Genomic DNA, 21,819 nt, shown 5'->3' on the forward strand with positions numbered 1-21,819 from the left:
CGGGCTCACCTCACGTTCTTATTCCGCCGCTTGCATCTCGTTTTGCAAGATCGGCAATTTGACTTCAAATACTGCGCCGCCATCCCGGCCATTGCGGGCTGTCAGGCTTCCGCCGAAATCGTTTATGATCCCAGATGAGATAGCAAGACCCAGCCCAACCCCGTCTCCAGGCGCCTTTGTGGTATAAAATGGCTCAAACAGCGTTTCGAGATTTTCAATCCCTGTGCCATTGTCGCGCACGGTTATTGTTGCGGTCTCGCCCGTGGTCAGCATCAGATCAATGCGAGGGGTGGCATTGTTGCCCGTCGCATCAAAGGCGTTGCGGAAGAGGTTGATCAACACCTGCTCCAGGCGCAGCCGGTCAGCTTTCACCATGACCGGGTGGGGTGGCAGGTTACGCACGATCTCCACCTGTCGCCGTTTCAGTTGCGGCTCCATCATCGACAGGGCAGAGGACATGGCATCCCTTACATCCAAGGGTTCCATGGCCTGATCACCCTTCCGGGCATAGGATTTTAGCTGCCGTGTGATCGCCCCCATCCGGCGGATCAAATCATCAATCCGGTGAAAGCTCGATAATGCCTCATCCGGACGCTGCCGCTGTAGCAGCAATCGGGCACCGGCAAGGTAGGTTTTCATCGCCGCAAGGGGCTGGTTCAATTCATGGCTGACAGCCGCCGACATCTCCCCCAACGCGGCCAATTTCGAGCTTTGGGCCAGGGTCTGTTCGGCGACTTCCAGGTTCTTTTCAGCGCGTTTCCGCTCAGCAACTTCGCGCTGTAGGGCCTGATTGAGTTGGCGAAGCTCTGCTGACTCGCGCTGAAAGCGCTTTGATCGCGTCCGCTCGCGGCGCCCGATCATGTAGAACGCCACCGCCAGAAACAGCGCCAAACCCATGATTTCGAGCGCCAGAACACCGTTCACGCGTTCCCGCACGGATTGATAATTGGTGAAGGTGGTAATTCGCCACCCCTGAAACGGGATGCGAGTCTCTGATCGCATCACCGCCTCGCCCAGCAGATAGGCATCGGGCGGCAACGCAAACGAGAATTCCGCAGTGGCATTCCAGGCCCGCTTGATGGCACTGGGCGGCGACTGGCGCGCGAGCGCCTGTTCCACCGTTTCGCCACGCCAGCGCGGCTCGGTCGCCAGGATCACCTTGCCGGTGCTGTCCGTGACCATAACCGCATCAGAGATCCCCGCCCAACTGCGTTCGAACTTGGCCAGGTCAACAAACACAACGATCACACCGATCTGCTGCCGATCCGAGACCAGCTTGCGGGCATACGTGAATTCAATCGCACCGTTTTCCCGTTCAATCGTGCTGAAAACAGTGTCCTTTGCACGGATCGCATCAATGAAATACCGCTCTGACCGGTGCCGACTGCCCAATTGGTTCCGGTCTGTCGCGGCAACGGCCCGGCCATCTTCGTCCAGCAACAGGAAACCCGCTGCGCCGATCTCGTCCAGGTAACTGATCAGCCGCTGGGAGCTTGTGGAAAAATCGGCCGAATTCAGCGCGCCAACCAGGTTTGGATCCTGGCTCAGCAGCAAGGGCACAACGGAATTTCGCTGCAATTCGCTGACGATGTTGCCAGTATAAAGCGCCATGCGTAATTCGGCACGGTTGCGGGTATTTTCCGTAAACCGCTCGGTCAGCAACGTGTTGGTGACGTAAAGCAGTGCGGCGGCCAGAGTCAGGAATGCGCCGAGTGCCAGCCGCACGCGACGCGACTTGCGCCGTTGCACGGGTGTCAGCTTGTCACGTTTCTGCGGCGCATCGGACATAGGCGAAAGTCTACGTGAAAGGTTAGGAAAGCCCAAGCCCCGCGTTACGCGGTGTTCATCACCTCGATCAAGCCAGCAAAGAGCGGCGCACCATCAGTGTCCCCCAAGGCCGGATCAATGGCGCGTTCGGGATGGGGCATCATGCCCAGAATGCGGCCATTGGCAGAGGTGATGCCCGCAATATCGCGGGCCGCTCCATTTGGCGTATCAACATAGCGGAACGCGACCCGCCCTTCGGCGTCCAACTGGTCCAGCTCGTCATCCGATGCCTGATAATTGCCATCATGGTGCGCCACGGGCACCGTGATGCGATTTACCCTGTAGCCATCGGTAAAGATGGATCTCCCGGTGATGCGCAGGTCCACCGGCTTTGCGACAAAGGTCAGCCCGGCATTGCGCATCAGGATGCCCGGCAACAGGCCCGTTTCCGTCAGGATCTGAAATCCGTTGCACACGCCCAAAACGAAACCGCCACCATCGGCGAAGCGCACGACATCTCGGCAAATCGGGGACTGCGCAGCGATAGCACCGCATCGCAGGTAATCCCCAAAAGAAAACCCGCCGGGCAACCCGACGATATCGGTGTGTTCCGGCAACGTGGTGTCTTTGTGCCAGACCCGGGTCACATCAAACCCGGCATTGGCAAAGGCGATAGCCAGATCGCGATCACAATTCGATCCGGGAAAGGTGATGACGGCGGCGCGCATCAGGTCAGCTCGATCCGGTAGCTTTCGATCACGGTATTGGCCAACAGCTTTTCGCACATTTCGGTGACGGTCGCCTCAGATGTGCCCTCGGCCAGGTCCAGTTCGATCACTTTGCCCTGGCGTACACCGTTGACGCCGTCAAACCCCATACCGCCAAGGGCAGATTTCACAGCCTCACCCTGCGGATCCAGAACGCCGTTCTTCAACGTCACATGCACGATTGCCTTCATTGGCCTGTCTCCCGCTTGGTTTGGACGGTGCATTCCCACCCGTCATAATGCCAGCCCTGCCCCAGAAACACACCTGCCAGCTCCTCGGTATGACGATCGAAATCGTCCGAGGCGACCTCACGCGTTTCGCGCAAAATGGCGCCGGGGCGTAGAACTTCATCCTCGATGAATTCCATGTTCAGATACGCCAGCGCTAGCATCAAATCATCTCGGCCGGCCCCGGATCCGTCGGGTGCGGGATAGGCAAAATGCACAACCTCGCGCGGACCGGCACCGCTGTCGCCATAATCTCCCAACGCCGCGCGGATCTTGTCGTTCTTCAGAGCGCGATCGGACCGCCCATCGACCTTTGATTTGCGAAACCAGCCGAACATGGCACCTAGTTGATGAGGGTCGGTTTGGTGATCGGTGCGGCATTCATGGGCAACACTCCCAAACGGCGCGCCACCTCGGTATAGGCATCTGCCAGGTTGCCCAGATCGCGCCGAAACACGTCCTTATCCAACCGCTCACCGGTTTTTATGTCCCACAACCGGCAACTGTCCGGGCTGATCTCGTCGGCCACGATCAGGCGTTGGAAATCATTGTCCCAGATCCGCCCGATCTCGATCTTGAAATCGATCAGCCGGATGCCGACACCCATCATCACACCAGATATGAAATCGTTCACCCGCAGGGCCAGCGCCACCATGTCATCCATATCTTGCTGGCTGGCCCACCCAAAGGCGATCACATGTTCCTCAGTCACCAGCGGATCGCCCAGATCATCGTCCTTATAATAGAATTCGACGATGGGCCGAGGCAGTGGGGTACCCTCGTCGATCCCGAGCCGTTTTGAGATGCTACCCGCCGCAAAATTACGCACGACAACTTCCAGCGGAATAATCTCCACCGACCGGATCAGCTGTTCGCGCATATTGATACGGCGAATGAAATGGGTGGGCACCCCAATGGCATTCAGACCAGTCATGAAAAATTCGCTCAGGCGGTTGTTCAAAACGCCTTTGCCATCGATCACGTCGCGCTTTTCCGCATTGAATGCGGTCGCGTCATCTTTGAAATACTGGACCAGCGTCCCGGGCTCGGGGCCTTCATACAGAATTTTGGCCTTGCCTTCGTAGACCTTCTTACGCCGTGCCATGGGATCCTTTCCGTGCCGGGCAGCCGATGCCGCCGACCACCCCTTCGGCCTGCGCTATAAGGGAACGCGCGAGGGCAAGCAACCATCGCAGCGGCGGCGCGCGACCCGCTGGGCACTTGACGGCGCAGGATAGAGGCGGCACGGCTGTCCAGAGGAGTAAAGGGCCCCCCACGCTAATGATTGACGATTTTGCCGTTCTTGATTTCGCTTTGCTCGCGCTCCACCCGGCCCGGGTTGCCGCCGCCCTCAACGCGTTGCGTGTCAAAAACGCCGAAGATAAGCCTGCGTCCAAGGGGATTTTGACGCGGCTTTTCCGCGGTGACGGGCGGGGGCCACGTCCACTGTTGGTGCATGCCAATACCAAGTTGCGTCGTGGGCCCCATGCCCGCATCGATATCAGCGCCAACCGCAGCGGGTCGGATCTGCCGATCCGGATCTCCATCGCGCCCGGCCCGGCACAGATGACACTGGTCGAATTTATCGAGACGGAGATCGGCCAGTCTTCTGTCGCGCGGGGCCTGAGCGAACAGCATCCCGAGCTGGAGGTGTTTTACTTCCGCTACAGTGGTGCGCGCCATCCCGGTGCCGATTTTGCGTTCCACGTCTACCAGAATGGGCGGGCCCTTCGCCGAACCTCTGCTCTAAGCTTCAAGGGGGCGGGACCGGATGCGAATTGGACCGCCACGGATAGCGGCCTGCCCCATCCAGCTGAAACAGAATGCCTGTCGGATCCCGAAACGCCCCGCAATCAGGTGATGAGCCCTATCCATCAAGGCACAATTCTTGAAGCATTGGGGATCGATACCGAATGTCTGTTCAGCAGCCCTGATCCGTCGCGCACCGGTCTGGTCCTGTCGCCTGATGCGGGGGGCAGCCCGATCGACACCCTGCCGGTTCAACCCGTCACCGACCCATCGCGATTGGCGGACGAAAGCTCCCTACCACTCCCCCCTGCCCTGGAACCAACGGTAGCGCCGCGACCCATGCTCAAACCCGTCGCCACACCGGACCCGGGCAGCGAGGGGAAACTGAAGGCGCAACCCCGGCGCAAGATCCGGACCACAGGTCCGCCGAGCCACCCACCCGTGCCGGTCCCCGATCCCGATCCCGATCCCGATCCCGTGGGGGAAACTGTGGAGGCGGTTCACGCGCCAGACGATAGTTTGGAACCCGTGCAACCTGTTGAAATGGAGCCCCTTTCCGAAACCGCATCCCTGGCCGAATTATTGCCCGCCAGCACGTCAGGTGGTGAGCCAGTACCGATATTCATGCGCCCCTCAGCGTCCGAGCCGTCGGCAGAGGAGACGGCCGCTCCTGAACGGATCGATGATCACGTCCTGCCCGAACCGGAGCCTGTTGAGCCACACACAGCCGACATCACGCTGTCGGACGACGGCGAGGCATCGCCTGCCATACCTGCAATAGGCACGCGCGATTGGGAAACGGAGGTGACGCGCCTTTTGCTGGATGCCGTTGAAGCCGGCCTGCCCCCGGCCGAGCAGGTGCCCTGGCTGGATGACCTGACCAAGCAGCTCCAAGCGGGTGAGGTCAGCAGCGCATTGTCCCGTGCCACAGCGTTGATCGAGCGTGGCAACCGGCAAGACGATGAAAAACACCGCGCCATTGATCGCCTGACCGCTCTCTACCGCGCGGCAGAACCGCCGCTCGATTGAGCGGCGACACCGGTTAGCTGCCTGTGATCGGCCGCCATTGTTCAAATAGCTGTATAATACGACGCGACGGCGTCAAACAAACCTAGTGCCGGGTTACGGCAGTTTTACACCTAATTTGGTGCCCGAGGAGAGACTCGAACTCTCACGCCCGTGAAGGCGGGGGATTTTGAATCCCCTGCGTCTACCATTCCGCCACTCGGGCCACCGGCGGGCAGAAATATCAGATTGGACCGGCGAGGCAAGCAAATTCACCGAAGCAGTCACACAAAAACGGGAACCAATTTCTTAACGGCAAGTTACCTCAACAGGTAACAAAAGGAGATTGTCATGAACCGCATCATCTACCTCGTTGGACTTGTCGTCGTTGTCGGTGCCATCCTTGGTATCGTACTTTAACACGTGTGCTGAGCCGGGACACCTACACAGCTATTCCGACCAGCCACAGCGTTATGGCCGGGAAAGTGACCAAAATGATAACCCGTATGACATCCGAAATGACGAACGGCGCAACCCCGGCATAGGTTCTTGAGATCGGAATATCGCGGGCAACCCCGTTGATGATAAAGAGGTTCATCCCCACAGGGGGGGTGATCAACCCAACCTCCACCACGATCAGCGCGAGGATACCGAACCATATGGCGGTTTCTTCCACGCTCATCCCGAAATCCAGCACTTCGATGATTGGAAGGAAAATGGGGATCGTCAGCAATATCATCGAAAGGCTGTCCATCACGCAGCCAAATAACAGATAGCACAGCAACATCACGGTCAGCACCATGAGCGGTGTGAACCCTTGCATCGTGACCCAATCAGCAAGCAGGTCCGGTGCCCGGGTAAGGGCCAGGAACCCCTTGAACACCTCTGCTCCCAATAGAATGAAAAAGATCATTCCAGTGGCCTTGGCCGTCTCCAATACGGCTGCCAGGAAACCCGACCACGTCAACCGCCCGACCAGCATACCGTACAATGCAGTCGATGTGACGCCAAACGCCGCCGCCTCATTCGGGGTGAACAGAGCCTGCGCGTCAGGCTTGACCCAATTCCAGTCCCCTACAATCCCCCCCATCGTCAGACCAAAGATCACAATGACCGGCCAGATGGCGCCAAGAGTCTTTAACCGGGCCGCATATGGGATCCGTTCGGCCGCGGTTGCGCTATCGGGCCAAAGCCGGACATAAACGGATACGGTCAGCATATATCCCGCCGCGGCCAACAATCCCGGGATCAGAGCTGCAACGAACATCTTGACGATATTCTGTTCCGCCATGATCGCATAAATTACCAAAATAACCGACGGCGGAATGAGGATACCTAATGTCCCGCCCGCCGCCAAAACGCCCGTGCTAAGGCTGTCGGAATAGCCACGTTTGCGCATTTCGGGCAGGGCCACCTGACCCATGGTCGAGGCGGTCGCCAGTGACGATCCACAGATCGCACCAAACCCCGCACACGCCCCCACACTGGCCATGGCGACACCGCCACGCCGGTGGCCCAGCCAATCGCTGGCAGCCCGAAAAAGGGCAGCGGACATGCCCGTGCGTGTCGCGATTTGCCCCATCAGGATAAAAAGCGGCACGATTGCCAGCCCCTGATTGCTGAAGGTTTCATATGGCAGGCCCTTCATCTGGGCCAGGGGCGCATTGGGCGTGCCAAGCACATACCAAGAACCAAAAAAACCGGTCAGCCCCATGGCCAATGCGATAGGCACCCGCAGAAAGATACCAATCAGCATCAGACCGAAGGCGGTGAGGGCAAGGGCGATCCCGGTCAAAGCGGCTGCTCCTGCCCGTCACGCACCCAAACCACGCTACGCCAGACGGTGTAAAGGCTGACCACCACCAGGATCAGCGCCCCGAAAAGTGCCGCGCCGTAGAGCGTCCAAACCGGAACCTCCAGCTCATAGGTTGTTTCGGGGAAAAAGGGTTTGTACCCCATGCCAAGCGTGTTGCGCAGCGCGTCGGAGCCGTAGGGAAATTTCTCACCAAAGGCGAACCAGAGCTGCCGGAGGATCACAAGGCTAACCACCGCAATCAACAAGTCGCCGATCAGACCAAAGATGGCTTGAACCCGGGCTGGAAAGGCCTGGATCAGAATATCGACCGTGACATGCCCGCGTTTAAGCTGGCACCAGGGCAAAAAGAAAAACACCGCCAAGGCGCATCCATTTGCCACCATTTCATAGTCGCCGGGAACCGGGCCAAACGGACCAAGGCCATTCAGCGCGCGCCCGGTGATCGATGCCACCGTCATCACCGAAATGAAGGCCAGAATGCCGCCTCCCAGATAGGCCAGTCCGCGCGTTGCGGCTTCCAGACCCTGTGTCATACGTCTCTCCCTTGGATCGGCGCGAGGGCCGTCCATTTCCGACGTGTAATTCGGCATAGCCACACCCAAAGCGCAAGCCGCAAAAGGGCAGCATGTTCAATGCAGCGGCCGCCCTACGGTAAGCAAAGGCTTTGTTTAGCGGGTGGAAGGTTGCGTCTGGCAGTGGGGATCAAGATCGCTGGACGCCACCGGGGCTTCCCCATAAGTTGGTGAGTGTGTTCACTGTTTCGGAGTTCCCATGACCGACCAGCCCGACGGCTATCAGGTGCTCGCGCGGAAATACCGCCCGCTGACATTTGCCGATCTGGTGGGTCAGGACGCCATGGTGCGCACCCTGAAAAATGCGTTTGCCGCCGACCGGATCGCCCAGGCCTTTATGATGACCGGGATCCGTGGAACCGGCAAAACAACGACGGCTCGGATCATCGCCAAGGGGATGAACTGCACCGGGCCTGACGGGACGGGTGGCCCCACGACCGAACCTTGCGGGCAATGCGACGCGTGTCTTGGGATTGCCGAAGGGCGCCATGTGGATGTGCTAGAGATGGATGCGGCCTCAAATACCGGGATCGATGACATTCGAAACCAGGTGCTGGACAGCGTGGCCTATGCGCCGTCATCCGCGCGCTACAAGGTCTATATCATCGATGAAGTTCACATGCTGTCCAAATCGGCCTTTAATGCGCTGCTCAAAACGCTGGAAGAGCCGCCAGCCCATGTGAAATTCATCTTTGCCACGACCGAAATCCGCAAGGTCCCCGTCACGGTTCTGAGCCGATGCCAACGGTTCGACCTGCGCCGGATCGAACCGGAGGACATGGTGGCCCTTCTGCGCCGTATCGCCGATGCCGAGGGCGGCCAGATCACCGATGACGCGCTGGCCTTGCTGGTGCGCGCCTCCGAAGGGTCGGCCCGTGACGCCACCTCCCTTCTGGATCAGGCGCTGAGCCAGGGCACAGCTGAGGCCACCGCGGATACCGTGCGCGCGATGCTGGGCCTTGCAGATCGCGGGCGCATCCTGGATCTTTTCGACATGGTGATGCGCGGCGATGCGGGCGCCGCCTTGTCGGAGTTAAGCGCACAATATGCCGATGGCGCTGACCCGCTGGCGGTTCTGCGCGATCTGGCAGAGGTCACGCATTGGTTGTCGGTCACCAAGATCACACCGGATGCCGCTGACGATCCGGCCATTTCTCCCGATGAGCGCGACCGGGGCCGCACTATGGCAGAGGCCTTGCAGATGCGGGTGCTGACCCGGACGTGGCAGATGCTGCTCAAGGCGTTGGAAGAGGTTGCCGCGGCCCCCAATGCCATGATGGCGGCCGAGATGGCGATTATCCGGCTCACCCATGTGGCCGACCTGCCCGCGCCCGAGGATATCCTGTCAAAGCTCAAGGAATTGGGTCCACCGCCTCCGCAGCCCCCCGGCGGCGGACGCGCGACCCCGTCCCCTGCCCCGGTACAGGCTGCGGCCCCGCCGCCAAGTGCGCCCGCGGGAACACCGGCTGGTGCGGGGCCACAGGCCGCCTTGGCCACGGCACCCGCAACTGCGCTCGCCCGCTATCCGACCTTCGACAGCGTGGTCGAACTGATCCGCGCCAACCGCGATGTGCGGCTGCTGGTCGAGGTCGAAACGACCCTGCGTCTCGCCAAATACACACCCGGGCGGATCGAGTTTGAGCCTGCGCCAAACACCGCCCCCGACCTCGCCCAACGGTTGGGCCAACGGTTGAGCCAGATGACCGGCACCCGCTGGGCGGTATCGGTGGTCAATGAAGGGGGTGCCCCGACCATCGCAGACCTGCGTGACGCGGAGGATGCAGCCAGAAAGGCCGAAGCAATGGAACATCCCATGGTGCAAGCTGTACTGAAGGCGTTCCCAAAGGCGCATATAACCGACATCAGAACGCCGGGTCAGATCGCAACGGAAGCTGCAATCGACGCGCTGCCCGAGGTTGATGACGAATGGGACCCGTTCGAAGACAGCTAAAATACAAACAAATCGACGATATCACTCAATCTTGCTGAAGTGCGTTCAGAGTGATTGATCACAGCCATGTCCGCGCTTCTCTGGCCGGCCCTCGTTAAACCTAACCCACAGCAATCCGGCGTCCGAACTTGCGTCGCGGGGTTCGCGCAGGCATTACAGCGGTTGAACAATGACTGCCGGGAGAATGCAGATGCTGAAGGGATTAGGCGGCCTGGGCGATATGGCCAAGATGATGAAGGCTGCCAAGGACATGCAGGAAAAAGTGGGCGAGCTTCAGGCCAGCCTCGATGCGATCCTGGTGACCGGCGAAAGTGGTGCGGGCTTGGTCAAGGCCACCTGCACAGCCAAGGGCGAATTGAAGGGGCTGGACATTGATCCGACCATCTTTAACCCCGATGAAAAGGAAGTGGTCGAAGACCTCATCTTGGCCGCCATCACCGATGCCCAGCAAAAGGCACAAGCCAAACACAAGGAAGAGATGGGGCGGCTCGCCCAAGAAATGGGCCTGCCGCCGGGCATGGATCTGCCTGTTTGACGGGTCATGCCGGAGGCTCCCAGTCAGATCGAGGTGCTGATCGCGCTCATGGCCAAACTGCCTGGGCTTGGTCCCCGTTCGGCCCGCCGCGCCGTGTTGCAGTTAATAAAGAAGCGCAGCCTGTTGCTGATCCCCCTCGCTGACGCGATCCAAACAGTGGCCGAAACAGCGCGCGAATGCGTGAACTGCGGCAATATCGGTACCACGGATCTGTGCGAGATCTGCACATCCACAAAGCGGGACCGGAGCCAGATCTGCGTCGTTGAAGATGTTGCGGACCTTTGGGCCATGGAGCGAGCCGATGTGTTCAAGGGGCTCTACCATGTGCTGGGCGGCACGCTATCGGCTCTTGATGCCATCGGACCAGACGAGTTGCGGATCCCGCGCCTGGCCGAACGCGTCAAGACAGACCAGGTGAGTGAGGTTATTCTGGCCCTTTCCGCGACCATCGACGGCCAGACCACCGCCCATTACATCGCCGATGCGCTCGAAGGGACCGGGGCTGTCGTGACATCCCTGGCCCAGGGTGTGCCGATCGGAGGGGAGTTGGACTACCTGGACGATGGCACGATCACGGCCGCGTTGCGCGCAAGAAAGGCGCTTTGACGGTCAACTCCCTCACCTGAAACCTTGAAATGCCGCGCCGCAGCGACGAGGTAACCTCCAAAGGTATCACCGGGGGCACCATGGCGTTGGCCGGAATTCTTTTGGCACTGGGTCTGCTGATCTGGCTGGCCTATCGCGGCATATCGGTACTGATCCTCGCCCCGATCATGGCGGCCTTGGCTGCGGCATTCTCGGCAATGCCCCTCATGGCGACCTATTCACAGGTCTTCATGCCGGCCGCAGGCGCGTTCGTCGTGACGTATTTTCCACTATTTCTGCTGGGCGCGGTCTTTGGCCGGTTGATGGACCGTGCGGGATTTGCCCGCGCCATCGCTGACGGGATTGTCGGCTGGCTAGGCCCGTCCAACGCGATCCCCGCCGTCGTCATGGCCTGCGCCTTCCTGACCTATGGGGGCGTGTCCCTGTTCGTTGTCGTCTTTGCCATCTACCCGATTGCGGCGGCCCTGTTCCAAGCCGCGAACATTCCCAAGCGCTTGATGCCCGCAACAATCGCCCTGGGCGCGTTCACCTTCACGATGACGGCCCTGCCCGGAACGCCCGCCATTCAAAACGCCATTCCCATGCCGGTTTTCGGCACGACACCGTTTGCCTCCCCCGGGCTGGGGATGATCGCTGCGGTGATCATGGCGGCGTGCGGATGGGTCTGGCTGACCTACCGCGCGCGTCGCCTGGCCCATCAAGGGTATCACGGCGCGGTGGCGGCGGAGGTTGCCGCCAACCCACCTGCCCCCGCGGTTGCGATCCGATTTGCCTGGGCCATTTTCCCAATCCTTTGTGTGATCGCGGCGAATTACGTCTTTAGCGTTCAGGTGTTTCCACGGCTCGACACCAGCTACCTCGCCCTGCCGGAATATGGTGCCACAACCATTGATACTGTGCGCGGAATCTGGTCCATCACCCTGTCACTGATCATCGCGATCCTGCTTGTGGTTGGCCTGGGCCACCGCAACCTGACCCACCCAACCAAAACCATGGGGCGCGGGGCCGAAGCCTCCCTGGTGCCCATCTTCAATACCGCGAGCCTTGTCGGGTTTGGCGCAGTTGTCGCGGGCTTGCCCGCCTTTGCCCTTGTGCAGGAAGGGGTGGACGGGTTGGGCGGTGGGCCGGTCGTGGCGCTTGCCATTTCAACATCCGTGTTGGCGGGTCTGACAGGCTCGGCCAGTGGCGGCATGTCAATCGCGCTTGACGCTGTCGGAGCATCCTATCTGGAACAGGCGATTGCGCTCGGGATCTCTCCAGATTTGCTCCACCGCGTCACAACCGTGGCCACGGGCGGGCTGGATGCCTTGCCCCATAACGGTGCGGTCGTGACACTCCTGTCGATCTGTAAACTGACCCATCGGGAAAGCTATGGGGATCTGTTCATGGTCGCGGTGCTGGTCCCTGTTCTGGCCCTGGTCACCATTCTCGCAGTTGGGCTCAGCTTCGGCAGTTTTTGACCCCAAAGGCATGGGGAGCGGTCAGCTTGTGGTATATTGGGCCAGGAATTCGGGGCTCGGCGGGATGGGCTTGATCACATCGATCAGCACACCGTTGGGATCATGGGTGATGAAATGGCGCTGCCCAGAGAGTTCATCCTGGACGTGTTGCAGCATCGGCAGGCCCGCGGCGCAGATCCGGTCATAGACAGCATCGACATCCGCCACCTCGAAATTCAACAGCAATCCCTTGGTGCAGCCCCGCCCCACCGCTGGGATCGTCTCATGATCCTGCTGCAGGATGGCAAGATTGACCGATGCATCCTCCGCCGATTGCAGATGCACATACCAATCGCTGTCAAACACCGGCGCAAAGGCAAAATGATCACAATAGAACTGCGCAGTCTCGGTGACGCGGTCAGTTTGAATGACGGGGTAATATTGGGTGCATTTCATGGGTTCTCTCCACGTTCAGAAAATCATACACTCTGCATGTTTAATTAAATTAACATACAGGATGTATGTATGCAAGAGAAAGCGCCCCCCAAACCCAATGCCCAACGCTCCGCAGAGACAAGACAGGCTTTGATGGAGGCAGCACGCCGGTTGTTTCTGGATCAAGGCGTGGCAGAAACCGGCACCCCGCAAATCGTGAAGGCGGCCAAGGTGACACGCGGCGCGCTCTATCATCACTTCAGCGACAAGACGGACCTGTTTCGTGCGATTATCTCGTCAGAAGCAGAGGATGTGGCCAACCAAATTCAACGACAGACCCGAGACAGTACAGCGCCCATTGACGCACTGATCAACGGCGCCGCCACCTATTTTGATGCCATGGCCATTCCCGGTCGCGCGCGCCTGCTGCTGATCGACGGCCCTGCCATTCTGGGGGCCGATGAAATGCGCGATGTCGATCGTCAGACGGGGGGAGAGGAACTGCGTCTTGGGCTGCAGGCCATGGTTGATGCCGGGCTGATGGATGCGCCGGTCGATGCCGTCGCAGAGCTTTTATCTGCAATGTTCGATAAGGCCGCACTGGCCATTGCCGGGGGCCAATCCGCCGACGCCTACAAAACCGCCACGAACCGTGTGTTGCGTGGTCTGTTCAATACGACGGGTAACGCATAACGACATCACACCACCATGGATCATGGGGGCAGACTAGCCCGCAACGCTGTCACACATCGCGGCAGGCACGGGCAAGCTGACCCACCCCATCCCAATGATCTGACCATCCTCAACGATCTGGACAAAGTCCCAACCGTCCGTGGCCTCGTGTTGGTAGATCAGGATGGCCCCCGGCGTGATCTCACCTGTCACGCGCGCCCCCGCACGGCGTGCGGCCAGCAACGGAACCGACCGCCCCCGCCATCCAATACACGCGCTTTCGCCTTCGAACGGCACCGGTAGATCCACCATCTGCTTGCGCTGCTCCCATGACGGGACATTCAAGAGGGTCCGATCGGTATCGACGTTGCAGGCCCATTCCCGCTCTGCCGCCTGCATTCGGCTGACCAATCGTTTGTCGGATGAGGTCAGAGCTGGTTGCGTCGTCCGGCAATCCCTGTTGTCGAACACGACCTGCCCCAGTACGGAGCCAAAACAATAGCCCGCGCGGTCAAAGACCAGATTGCGCGTGAACCATAACTCTGCACACATATCCAAGGCAGCTGCTGGCGATGCAGCCATCACAGCGCCACAAAACAATAGGATCCGGCGCATGGGAAACCTCCTGAAACTGGCCACGAAAAAGCCCGGCACGTAACTGTGGTGCCGGGCTCAAATTACGCATCCTGTGAAAGGAGGAAAGCCGTTTAGGGCTGTTCATCCTCATCCGTGTTGCTTTCAGGTAGGTTGAACAAGCTCTCGGCATCGAGGATCTGTTCTTTTTCCTCATCCTCGGCATCACCACGCGGATCTTCACCGAAGGCAAAGGTTTCAAGCCCACTCATGGACGATGGCATCTTGGGCTCTGGCTCCGCGCCCAGGCTTTGCTCGGTCGATACCAGCTTGCGGCGTTCATCGTCTGACATGACCGCGCCCTCGGCCGCCTTTTTGGCGGCGGCCTTTTGCACGGCGGCATCCAGTTCCGACTGCTTGCACAGCCCCAAAGCCACCGGATCGATCGGTTGGATCGCGCTGATATTCCAATGGGTCCGCTCGCGGATCGACTGGATCGTGGGCTTGGTCGTGCCGACCAGCTTGCCGATCTGCCCGTCGGTCAATTCGGGATGGAACTTAACGAGCCACAGGATGGCCGCGGGTCGATCCTGCCGCTTTGACAAGGGCGTGTATCGCGGCCCGCGCCGCTTTTCTTCGCCGACGGCGGCAGCGTTAAATTTCAACTTCAGCTTGTGCAGGGGGTTAGCCTGCCCTTTCTCGATCTCGTCCATCACTAGCTGATTGTTGGCGATGGGATCGAACCCTTTCACACCGGCGGCCACATCACCGTCGGCGATGCCTTGCACCTCCAACTCGTGCAGACCACAAAAATCCGCGATCTGCTTGAAGCTGAGCGTCGTGTTGTCCACCAGCCAGACGGCTGTCGCTTTTGCCATGATGGGCTTGTTCATCCGCCTCTCCTTGGGGCAATACCTATCCTGCGCCGGAAACTCGGCTGCGCCGCGTGGCGCGATCCTCGATGTCGGGGATGATATGGATATAGGCGGCGGGCGGTTGAAAGGAAAGAGGCAATGCGGCAGATCATCGTGGCGTCATTGGTCCTGTGGGCGATCACCGCGCAAGCCAAGGCCGATGGAGAGCTTGCCGGGCAGTTCGATTACTATGTCATGGCGCTGAGCTGGAATGCCACCTGGTGCGCCGTCGAAGGCGACGGGCGTGGTGCAGATCAGTGCAACCGGGGGCGTGGTCTGGGATGGACCCTGCACGGGCTGTGGCCGCAATTCGAAAAGGGCTGGCCGAGTTATTGCCGAACGGCCGCGCGCGATCCATCCCGCCGCCAAACCGCCGGGATGGCTGACATCATGGGATCCGGTGGATTGGCCTGGCATCAATGGAAAAAGCATGGCCGATGCTCGGGACTAGAGGCCAGCGCCTATTTTGACCTTAGCCGCAAAGCCTATGGCAGCGTCACCCGCCCTCCGGTTCTGCGCAAGCTGGACAAGGATATCAGTGTCCCCGTGTCAGTCATTGAGGAGGCGTGGCTTGAAGCGAACTCGACCCTCTCTGCCGATCAGATCACGCTGACTTGCCGCGATGGCCATATCCAGGAGGCGCGCATCTGCCTGACCAAGGATCTCAAGCCGCGCCGCTGTGGCCGCGACACGATCCGCGACTGCCAAAGCGATGGGGCCCTCCTGCCCGCGATGCGGTAACGCGAATGGCTGACAGAGGATTGGTCTGCGTGGCAACTCGGGTTTGTCAGGTCTGACGGCGCGCCAGTTCGATCACCCGTGTCCAAAGCGGGTCAGGCACATCGACCGGGTCCAGCTTGCGACGTGGAACACCGGGAATACGTACATCCGGATCCAGCGCCACGGCCTCTGCCACGCGGGCAAACCTGTGCGCAACGTCGCCGCCATGGGCCGCTGGATCGATCAGCAGATAGACCTGCCCCAGATCGTGCGGCGCCCCGTCGGGCAGTTTCAAACCGCGCACGTCAAGCGAATTGACCGATCCGGTGAGCCCCGCTGCCATGGCTTCCACCAACAGTCCAAGCGCCCAACCCTTGTAATCCGCGGCAGAGATCAATGCCCCTTCCAACGCGCGCGCCGGATCGGTCGTCGGCGCACCGGTGGCATCTACTGCCCAGCCCAGGGGGATCGCTTCTCCCGCGGTTTTGGCCATTGTGATCTTACCAAGTGCCACAGCGGCGGTTGAAAAATCGGCATGCATCAGCGGTGCGCCATCCCCCGGCAGGGTGATGGCAATCGGATTTGTTCCCAGGACGGGATGTTTGCCGCCGGGTCCGGCCACGATGGCAGAGGCATTGGTAAACCCAATCCCGATCAAACCCTCCGCCGCGATCTGCTCGGTGAAGTAACCAAGCGAGGTGCAGGTATGGGAATGCGCCACCGCAAGGGAGGCGATCCCGTTCGCGCGCGCCGCCACAACAGCGGTTGGCAAGGCCCGGGCAAAAGCGGGTTGGGAAAATCCGAACCGGGCATCAGCGCTGATCGCCCCCGGCCGGGAGGTCGTCACACGCGGCTCAATCGTCCCGTTCACCCGGCCAGACAGCAATTGGAGGCAATAGCTCTCCAGATAATAGAGGCCGCAGATGATGTTGCCGGTTTCCTCTGCACGCGCCACGGCCGTGGCAACCGCATCGGCCTGCCAAGCGCCGGCACCATGCGCAACAAGCGCGGTTTCACTGCGCGCTTTAATTTCCGCAATTGATATCTGCATGGACCACCCCCTTGAGTTTACCCAAACCCGCCCCGCGTCGTATCAAGGGTTTGATCAGCCCCCTGCCCGGCTTTACCGGCAGATCAGCTTACTTTCAGGACGATCTTGCCAATGTGGTCAGAGCTTTCCATGCGGGTATGGGCCTTGGCCGCATCGGCCAATTCAAACTCGCTGTCCATGACGGGGGCAATCCGGCCATTGGCCAAGAGGGGCCAGACCTGCCGGCGCAAGGCATCCGCGATGCGGGCCTTGGCAATTTCCGATTGAGGACGCAGGGTTGATCCGGTGATGGTCAGCCGCCGCATCATCACATGGGCAAAGTTCAACTCCACCTTGGGCCCCTGCAGAAATGCGATCTGAACCAGCCGCCCATCATTGGCGAGCGCTTTCACATTCCGCGGCAGATACCCACCACCGACCATGTCCAAGATCACGTTGGCGCCGCCTTGGTCCCGGAGGATCTGGACAAAGTCTTCGTCGCGATAATTGATGGCCCTCAGCGCACCCAACGCCTCACTGGCATCACACTTTTGCTGCGATCCGGCGGTTGCGAAAACGCGCGCGCCAAAAGCCTTGGCCAATTGAATGGCCGTCGTCCCGATCCCGCTGGACCCGCCATGGACCAAGAACCGCTCCCCCGCCGTCAGACCACCGCGCATGAACACGTTGGACCAAACCGTGAAAAATGTCTCTGGCAGACAAGCGGCCTGTCCCAGGGATAAGGGTTTTGGCACAGGCAGGGTATGGGCCGCAAAAGTGCAGACATATTCGGCATAACCGCCCCCCGGCAGCAACGCACAGACCGGATCGCCAACAGCCCAATCCATGACGCCTGGGCCCACAGCCGCCACATGGCCCGATGCTTCCAAGCCGGGCAAATCACTGGCATCTGGCGGCGGAGCATAAGATCCGGCCCGTTGAAGCGCATCCGGCCGGTTCACACCCGCATAGGCCACCTTGATCACGATCTGACCCACAGCCGGTTCAGGGACGGGCCGTTCGGTCACCTGCAAAACCTCTGGTCCGCCCGGCTGCGTAATTTCAACCGCTTGCATCGTCTTTGGCAGGCTCATCTGGTACTCCGGCGCTTGATTGCCGGCCTTTATGATGCCGTAGCGTTAAGGATTGCAATCCGCTATTATCGGCTAGTCTGGAGCACGCGTCAGGGATTAACCGGCGCGTCCTCCTGCCATGTGCCCGGCATATCGGACTGCCCTTTTTTCGAAGGCGCCTTGACCTGTGACGCCATCCAAAGCGGACCGGCAAACATCCGCTTTAGCACCGGATTGTCATTGACCTGCGCTTTCAGCTTTTCGAACTGCATGACGTTGTCGATGCGACGATCCAGGAAATCCCAGGTGCATTGATGCGCGCTGCTGTCATCCCCCAACCAGTACAGAACAGTGGCACCATAGACACCCGACAGCGTGCCACGCTTTGTATACCAATTGATATCGTCGGATTGATCATCCAACGCAGTCCAGATCGCATCTGCGGTCCCCCAAAGCGCCTTAGCGCCGTCACCGGCATATTGCGGCAGCGAAAACAGCGTCGTGCCGCGGCGCACCAATTCCTTATCGTCGACCGCCTCAAGCCGCAGGCGCACGGCGCGCGCGATACGGTCTCGAAACCGCAGATCGGTCAAATCTTCATCCTGCAACTGCTGGATCATCTGGGCATCGCCCTTGGCATGGAAGGCAAGCGCCAGATCGATTGCACCGCGCGGGCAGGCCGTCCGGGCAAGAGCCGGGTCGATCTCAGTATCAGCCATCGCTGCGCGAAAGCTGGTCTCGGACCAGCCGTCAAAGGGCACATGGGCCTCCGCTGCGGCCAGCAAAGCCGCCCGAATATCGTCGATGGATCTGTTGGCGGTATCGGACATGGATCTCTCCCGGTGATGAAAGGCGTTGCTAGACAAGCTAACTCGCGTTTGCTATACGGCTACTTCCTGCGAATGACGCAACTTTAACCCGGAAAGGTGGTGACAACCACATGCAGGTCAGTGTTCGTGACAACAATGTCGATCAGGCGCTCCGCGCCCTGAAGAAAAAGCTCCAACGCGAAGGTGTGTTTCGCGAGATGAAGCTGCGGCAACATTTCGAAAAGCCGTCTGAAAAGAAGGCACGCGAAAAAGCCGAGGCGATCCGCCGTGCGCGCAAGCTCGCACGCAAAAAGGCGCAGCGCGAAGGTATGCTCTAAACGACATTCCGTCCGATACGCAAACGTCTGTGACGTTCCAAAGGCCCGGCATAATTGCAGGGCCTTTTTCTTTGTTTGGTTTCTATTTCAACGCAATTGCGCCCAACTAAGACCTAACGAATTGTTAAACTCTTGCGGTGACACAGGATTGAATGGCTGCGCGACAAAGCGGGCTGACGTTCCGGTAACAGTGCATGTGTGAGAGCAAAGACATGGTTTATACGACAGCGGCCCACCCCATCCCGTTTGATACGGCGACCAAAGCCCTGACATGGGCAACCACGCCTGTTTCTTATGAATTCGGCGCAGGCCCCAGTTTTGCACATGATACGCGGCTCGGCGGTACGCTTAATCTAACAGTGGCTGCCTTCGAACAGGATTACGATGCGCAGCTTATGTCGGGTCAGGCAGGCATCATTGCCCAGAATGACCAGGGTTGGGGCATTCAAGGCGACCGGACATACGACCGTATCGGGGCCGGACAGGCCTTGCTTCTTGAATTCGGCATGCAGGTGGATTTGATCCGGTTGACCCTGGCGACCTTCGGACCGGCTTCGCAGTCTTTCGACATTTACGTCGATGGCAGACGTGCATTGAGCCGCGAAACGCCGCCCGACGCTCCGGCTGGAATGGTCGAAATTGCTTTGTCAGATCTGTGCGGACGTCAGTTCGCCCTTGTGGGGCGCGGTGAAACCGTTGCGGATTGTGGCATCACCCTTTGCGGATTGGCGGCAGAGGCTGTCGCGGAACATGGCCAATCGGACAGCGGGCGCGGTGTGACACATGCCCTTGGAGACTTGCTTGCCGGATGGGCCGGATGGGCGCCGCGATCCACAAGGACCATTCGGTAAACCAACGCGCAAAAAAAGCCCGGCCATGACCGGGCTTTTCAGGGAGGCAATTGGTGAGACGTAGCCTATTGTTGTTTCAGCGCGTCCCGGATTTCGATCAGGATGTCCTTTTCGCTTGGACCGGCCTCCGATTCCGCGGCCTCTTCTTTCTTTGCGGCGGCCTCTTTCAACCGGTTCACCGCCTTGACCAGCAGAAAAACGACAAAGGCAATGATTAGGAAATTGATCACCGCGGTGATGAATTTGCCGTACATGAACTGCGCGTCGGCGACACCAAAACTCAGCCCGCTGAAATCCAGCCCACCGACGATCAAGCCGATCAATGGTTGAATCAAATCGTCGACCAGCGATGTCACAATTGCCGTAAAAGCTGCACCGATGATGATGCCCACGGCCAGATCCATGACATTGCCCTTGGCAATGAAATCGCGAAATTCTTTAATCATGATGTGTCCCCCACACGTTGTCTTTGTTTTCACGTCCACCGGTTGTTCCGGTTGCGCGCACAACTATTACCACATGGGTACACAGAAACAGCCCTTTTTGTGGTTCAGCCTTCGCGTTAGGTGGAAGTACACCGAAATGGAGACACCCCCATGACAGCGCTTAGCAGTTTCCCCATCACGCAGCGATGGCCCGCCATCGATCCCACCGTGATCCAGCTTTATTCCTATCCGACGCCAAACGGTGTGAAGGTTTCCATCGCGCTGGAGGAAATGGGCCTGGATTACGAGGCCCACAAGGTGACGCTGTCGGATGCCGATGTGAAAAGTGACGCGTTTCTATCGCTGAACCCGAACAACAAGATCCCGGCGATCATTGATCCGAACGGGCCCGATGGGCAGCCGGTTGGCATGTTCGAGTCAGGTGCGATCCTGCTTTATCTGGCAGAGAAGACGGGCAAACTGATCGGCAGGTCGGCCATAGACAAGGCGCATGTCACCCAGTGGCTGATGTTCCAGATGGGCAGTTTGGGCCCGATGTTGGGCCAGCTTGGGTTCTTCACCAAATTCGCAGGTGGTGCATGGGAAGATAAGCGCCCCCAGCAGCGTTACATCGCAGAGGCCAAGCGATTGCTGGCGGTTCTGGACAAGGAACTGGACGGGCGTGATTGGATCGCCGGCGCGTATTCCGTCGCGGATATCGCCATCGCCCCCTGGCTGCGGGCGCTGGATTTCTATGGCACAAGAGAAACCGTTGGTTGGGACAACCACCCTGCCCTTGTGGCCTATCTTGAGCGGTTCCTGGAGCGCCCTGCCGTTCAAAAAGGCATGGTGACACCGCCCCGCGACTGAAACCAACCGGTGGTGCTCCCGCCCCCTTGGGCAAAGCGGCAAAGCCGCCGGCCCAAGGCGTTGGGGCCGGCGGCGCCCTTGCGGGCAAGGTTATTATGCCTCCGGCGGGAGTATTTTCGCCAATAAGAAAGGAGGGCAGTTCCTGCCTATTCAGCCGCCTCGGCAGATCCTGCCTGGGGCAGTGCTCCGGTGAGGATGTAGGTCAGGATCTCGACCACCTGGGAGGGTGTTTCCGCCACGGCGAGGGCGGCTGCGTCGACTTCCTTGAGCGCGTGCTGGTGGTCGGCACCGTGCAGGATGATCAAGGACTTGCCCAAGGCGGCCGCATAGCCCGCATCGAAGGCCGCGTTCCATTGTTTGTATTTCTCGCCAAAGCGGACGACCACGATATCGGCATCGGCAAGACCCTTGCGGGTGCGGATCGCATTGACCATGGCGCCCTTGTGGTCGTGCCAATATTTGTTGGGCTCTGCCCCCAATATCGTCACGCCGCAATCATCGCTGGCCCCATGGTCTGTCACCGGACTGTGGAACGCCACATCCAGCCCTGCCGCACCGTCAATGATCTGTTCGCGCCAATCGGTGTGGATCTCGCCGGAGAGATAGATGTTGAATGTCATGGCTTTTCCCTTCGATCTGGGCCTGCTCGTATGTGATCGAGCAAGCGGCGGTGTG

Annotated in this window: 25 protein-coding genes and 1 tRNA gene; 10 read left to right on the forward strand and 16 right to left on the reverse strand. The window is 59.7% G+C overall.

All coding sequences use genetic code 11. The features are described 5' to 3' along the window. Positions 1–18: 18 nt before the first annotated feature. From IU397_RS09895 to purC, 5 genes are read right to left on the reverse strand one after another with little or no spacing between them, the layout of a single operon-like run. Positions 19–1,788 (reverse strand): ATP-binding protein, encoded by a 1,770-nt coding sequence (locus tag IU397_RS09895; protein WP_204412927.1) that lies wholly within the window; start codon positions 1,786–1,788, stop codon positions 19–21. A 44-nt stretch (positions 1,789–1,832) separates the two neighbouring features. Beyond that, positions 1,833–2,495: a phosphoribosylformylglycinamidine synthase subunit PurQ gene (gene purQ / locus IU397_RS09900; protein WP_204412928.1), complete on the reverse strand. Its 663-nt coding sequence runs from the start codon at positions 2,493–2,495 to the stop codon at positions 1,833–1,835. Further along, positions 2,495–2,725, reverse strand: a complete 231-nt coding sequence (gene purS / locus IU397_RS09905) for a phosphoribosylformylglycinamidine synthase subunit PurS (protein ID WP_204412935.1) — start codon at positions 2,723–2,725, stop codon at positions 2,495–2,497. Before purS ends, purQ begins: the two co-directional genes overlap by 1 nt. Continuing rightward, positions 2,722–3,099, reverse strand: coding sequence for a hypothetical protein (locus tag IU397_RS09910; RefSeq protein ID WP_204412936.1), 378 nt, complete (start codon positions 3,097–3,099; stop codon positions 2,722–2,724). The genes purS and IU397_RS09910 overlap by 4 nt, the downstream gene beginning before the upstream one ends. Positions 3,100–3,104: 5 nt before the next feature. Then, positions 3,105–3,866: a phosphoribosylaminoimidazolesuccinocarboxamide synthase gene (purC, locus tag IU397_RS09915; RefSeq protein WP_204412937.1), complete on the reverse strand. Its 762-nt coding sequence runs from the start codon at positions 3,864–3,866 to the stop codon at positions 3,105–3,107. 176 nt (positions 3,867–4,042) lie between these two features. On the opposite strand from purC, the gene IU397_RS09920 reads away from it, so the two are divergent. Then, on the forward strand, positions 4,043–5,539 hold the full coding sequence (locus IU397_RS09920) for a hypothetical protein (protein ID WP_204412938.1): 1,497 nt from the start codon (positions 4,043–4,045) through the stop codon (positions 5,537–5,539). A 116-nt stretch (positions 5,540–5,655) separates the two neighbouring features. On the opposite strand, the gene IU397_RS09925 is transcribed toward IU397_RS09920, so the two are convergent. The 3 genes from IU397_RS09925 to IU397_RS09935 form a co-directional block, all read right to left on the reverse strand. Further along, positions 5,656–5,741, reverse strand: a tRNA-Leu gene (locus tag IU397_RS09925). A 216-nt stretch (positions 5,742–5,957) separates the two neighbouring features. After that, positions 5,958–7,310, reverse strand: a complete 1,353-nt coding sequence (locus tag IU397_RS09930) for a TRAP transporter large permease (RefSeq protein ID WP_239479712.1) — start codon at positions 7,308–7,310, stop codon at positions 5,958–5,960. Further along, entirely contained in the window at positions 7,307–7,864 is a 558-nt protein-coding gene (locus tag IU397_RS09935; RefSeq protein WP_204412939.1) for a TRAP transporter small permease, read from the reverse strand. The genes IU397_RS09930 and IU397_RS09935 overlap by 4 nt, the downstream gene beginning before the upstream one ends. A 238-nt stretch (positions 7,865–8,102) precedes the next feature. Between IU397_RS09935 and IU397_RS09940 the strand changes: the two genes are divergently transcribed. From IU397_RS09940 to IU397_RS09955, 4 genes are all read left to right on the forward strand, one after another. After that, entirely contained in the window at positions 8,103–9,854 is a 1,752-nt protein-coding gene (locus tag IU397_RS09940; RefSeq protein WP_204412940.1) for a DNA polymerase III subunit gamma/tau, read from the forward strand. A 190-nt stretch (positions 9,855–10,044) separates the two neighbouring features. Next, on the forward strand, positions 10,045–10,389 hold the full coding sequence (locus IU397_RS09945; RefSeq protein ID WP_204412941.1) for a YbaB/EbfC family nucleoid-associated protein: 345 nt from the start codon (positions 10,045–10,047) through the stop codon (positions 10,387–10,389). 6 nt (positions 10,390–10,395) lie between these two features. Beyond that, the gene (gene recR, locus IU397_RS09950) at positions 10,396–10,995 is read left to right on the forward strand and encodes a recombination mediator RecR (RefSeq protein ID WP_204412942.1); all 600 of its coding nucleotides are present in this window, start codon (positions 10,396–10,398) and stop codon (positions 10,993–10,995) included. A gap of 29 nt (positions 10,996–11,024) precedes the next feature. Further along, positions 11,025–12,455 carry a GntP family permease gene (locus IU397_RS09955; RefSeq protein WP_239479713.1) on the forward strand — a complete coding sequence of 477 codons (1,431 nt, stop codon included), beginning with the start codon at positions 11,025–11,027 and terminating at the stop codon, positions 12,453–12,455. Between the two features lie 21 nt (positions 12,456–12,476). On the opposite strand, the gene IU397_RS09960 is transcribed toward IU397_RS09955, so the two are convergent. Then, positions 12,477–12,890, reverse strand: a complete 414-nt coding sequence (locus IU397_RS09960) for a VOC family protein (protein WP_204412952.1) — start codon at positions 12,888–12,890, stop codon at positions 12,477–12,479. A gap of 69 nt (positions 12,891–12,959) precedes the next feature. On the opposite strand from IU397_RS09960, the gene IU397_RS09965 reads away from it, so the two are divergent. Beyond that, on the forward strand, positions 12,960–13,562 hold the full coding sequence (locus IU397_RS09965) for a TetR/AcrR family transcriptional regulator (protein WP_204412956.1): 603 nt from the start codon (positions 12,960–12,962) through the stop codon (positions 13,560–13,562). A gap of 33 nt (positions 13,563–13,595) precedes the next feature. Here the strand turns inward: IU397_RS09965 and IU397_RS09970 are convergent, their stop codons facing one another. Both IU397_RS09970 and IU397_RS09975 read right to left on the reverse strand, forming a co-directional pair. Beyond that, on the reverse strand, positions 13,596–14,156 hold the full coding sequence (locus IU397_RS09970; RefSeq protein WP_204412957.1) for a DUF4453 domain-containing protein: 561 nt from the start codon (positions 14,154–14,156) through the stop codon (positions 13,596–13,598). Positions 14,157–14,248: 92 nt separating this feature from the next. Beyond that, positions 14,249–15,007, reverse strand: coding sequence for a DUF1013 domain-containing protein (locus tag IU397_RS09975; RefSeq protein WP_204412958.1), 759 nt, complete (start codon positions 15,005–15,007; stop codon positions 14,249–14,251). 120 nt (positions 15,008–15,127) lie between these two features. On the opposite strand from IU397_RS09975, the gene IU397_RS09980 reads away from it, so the two are divergent. After that, entirely contained in the window at positions 15,128–15,769 is a 642-nt protein-coding gene (locus IU397_RS09980; RefSeq protein WP_204412959.1) for a ribonuclease T2, read from the forward strand. Between the two features lie 46 nt (positions 15,770–15,815). Here IU397_RS09980 and IU397_RS09985 read toward each other — a convergent pair whose 3' ends face one another. From IU397_RS09985 to IU397_RS09995, 3 genes are all read right to left on the reverse strand, one after another. Next, complete coding sequence (locus IU397_RS09985) at positions 15,816–16,799, reverse strand: Ldh family oxidoreductase (RefSeq protein ID WP_204412967.1); 984 nt, start codon at positions 16,797–16,799, stop codon at positions 15,816–15,818. 83 nt (positions 16,800–16,882) lie between these two features. Then, positions 16,883–17,866, reverse strand: a complete 984-nt coding sequence (locus tag IU397_RS09990; protein ID WP_204413354.1) for an NAD(P)H-quinone oxidoreductase — start codon at positions 17,864–17,866, stop codon at positions 16,883–16,885. A gap of 95 nt (positions 17,867–17,961) precedes the next feature. Next, positions 17,962–18,681: a COQ9 family protein gene (locus tag IU397_RS09995; RefSeq protein WP_204412975.1), complete on the reverse strand. Its 720-nt coding sequence runs from the start codon at positions 18,679–18,681 to the stop codon at positions 17,962–17,964. A gap of 110 nt (positions 18,682–18,791) precedes the next feature. Between IU397_RS09995 and rpsU the strand changes: the two genes are divergently transcribed. Continuing rightward, positions 18,792–18,998, forward strand: a complete 207-nt coding sequence (rpsU, locus tag IU397_RS10000) for a 30S ribosomal protein S21 (protein WP_036556662.1) — start codon at positions 18,792–18,794, stop codon at positions 18,996–18,998. A 212-nt stretch (positions 18,999–19,210) separates the two neighbouring features. Continuing rightward, positions 19,211–19,849 carry a hypothetical protein gene (locus tag IU397_RS10005; RefSeq protein ID WP_204412977.1) on the forward strand — a complete coding sequence of 213 codons (639 nt, stop codon included), beginning with the start codon at positions 19,211–19,213 and terminating at the stop codon, positions 19,847–19,849. A gap of 65 nt (positions 19,850–19,914) precedes the next feature. Here the strand turns inward: IU397_RS10005 and mscL are convergent, their stop codons facing one another. Then, positions 19,915–20,295, reverse strand: a complete 381-nt coding sequence (mscL, locus tag IU397_RS10010; RefSeq protein WP_204412979.1) for a large-conductance mechanosensitive channel protein MscL — start codon at positions 20,293–20,295, stop codon at positions 19,915–19,917. A 150-nt stretch (positions 20,296–20,445) separates the two neighbouring features. On the opposite strand from mscL, the gene IU397_RS10015 reads away from it, so the two are divergent. Next, on the forward strand, positions 20,446–21,144 hold the full coding sequence (locus IU397_RS10015) for a glutathione S-transferase family protein (protein ID WP_204412980.1): 699 nt from the start codon (positions 20,446–20,448) through the stop codon (positions 21,142–21,144). Positions 21,145–21,290: 146 nt separating this feature from the next. Here the strand turns inward: IU397_RS10015 and IU397_RS10020 are convergent, their stop codons facing one another. Next, on the reverse strand, positions 21,291–21,764 hold the full coding sequence (locus IU397_RS10020; protein ID WP_204412983.1) for a YtoQ family protein: 474 nt from the start codon (positions 21,762–21,764) through the stop codon (positions 21,291–21,293). Between the last annotated feature and the right edge of the window lie 55 nt (positions 21,765–21,819).

It is taken from the genome of Actibacterium sp. 188UL27-1 (assembly GCF_016901225.1).
Classification (GTDB): Bacteria; Pseudomonadota; Alphaproteobacteria; order Rhodobacterales; family Rhodobacteraceae; genus 188UL27-1.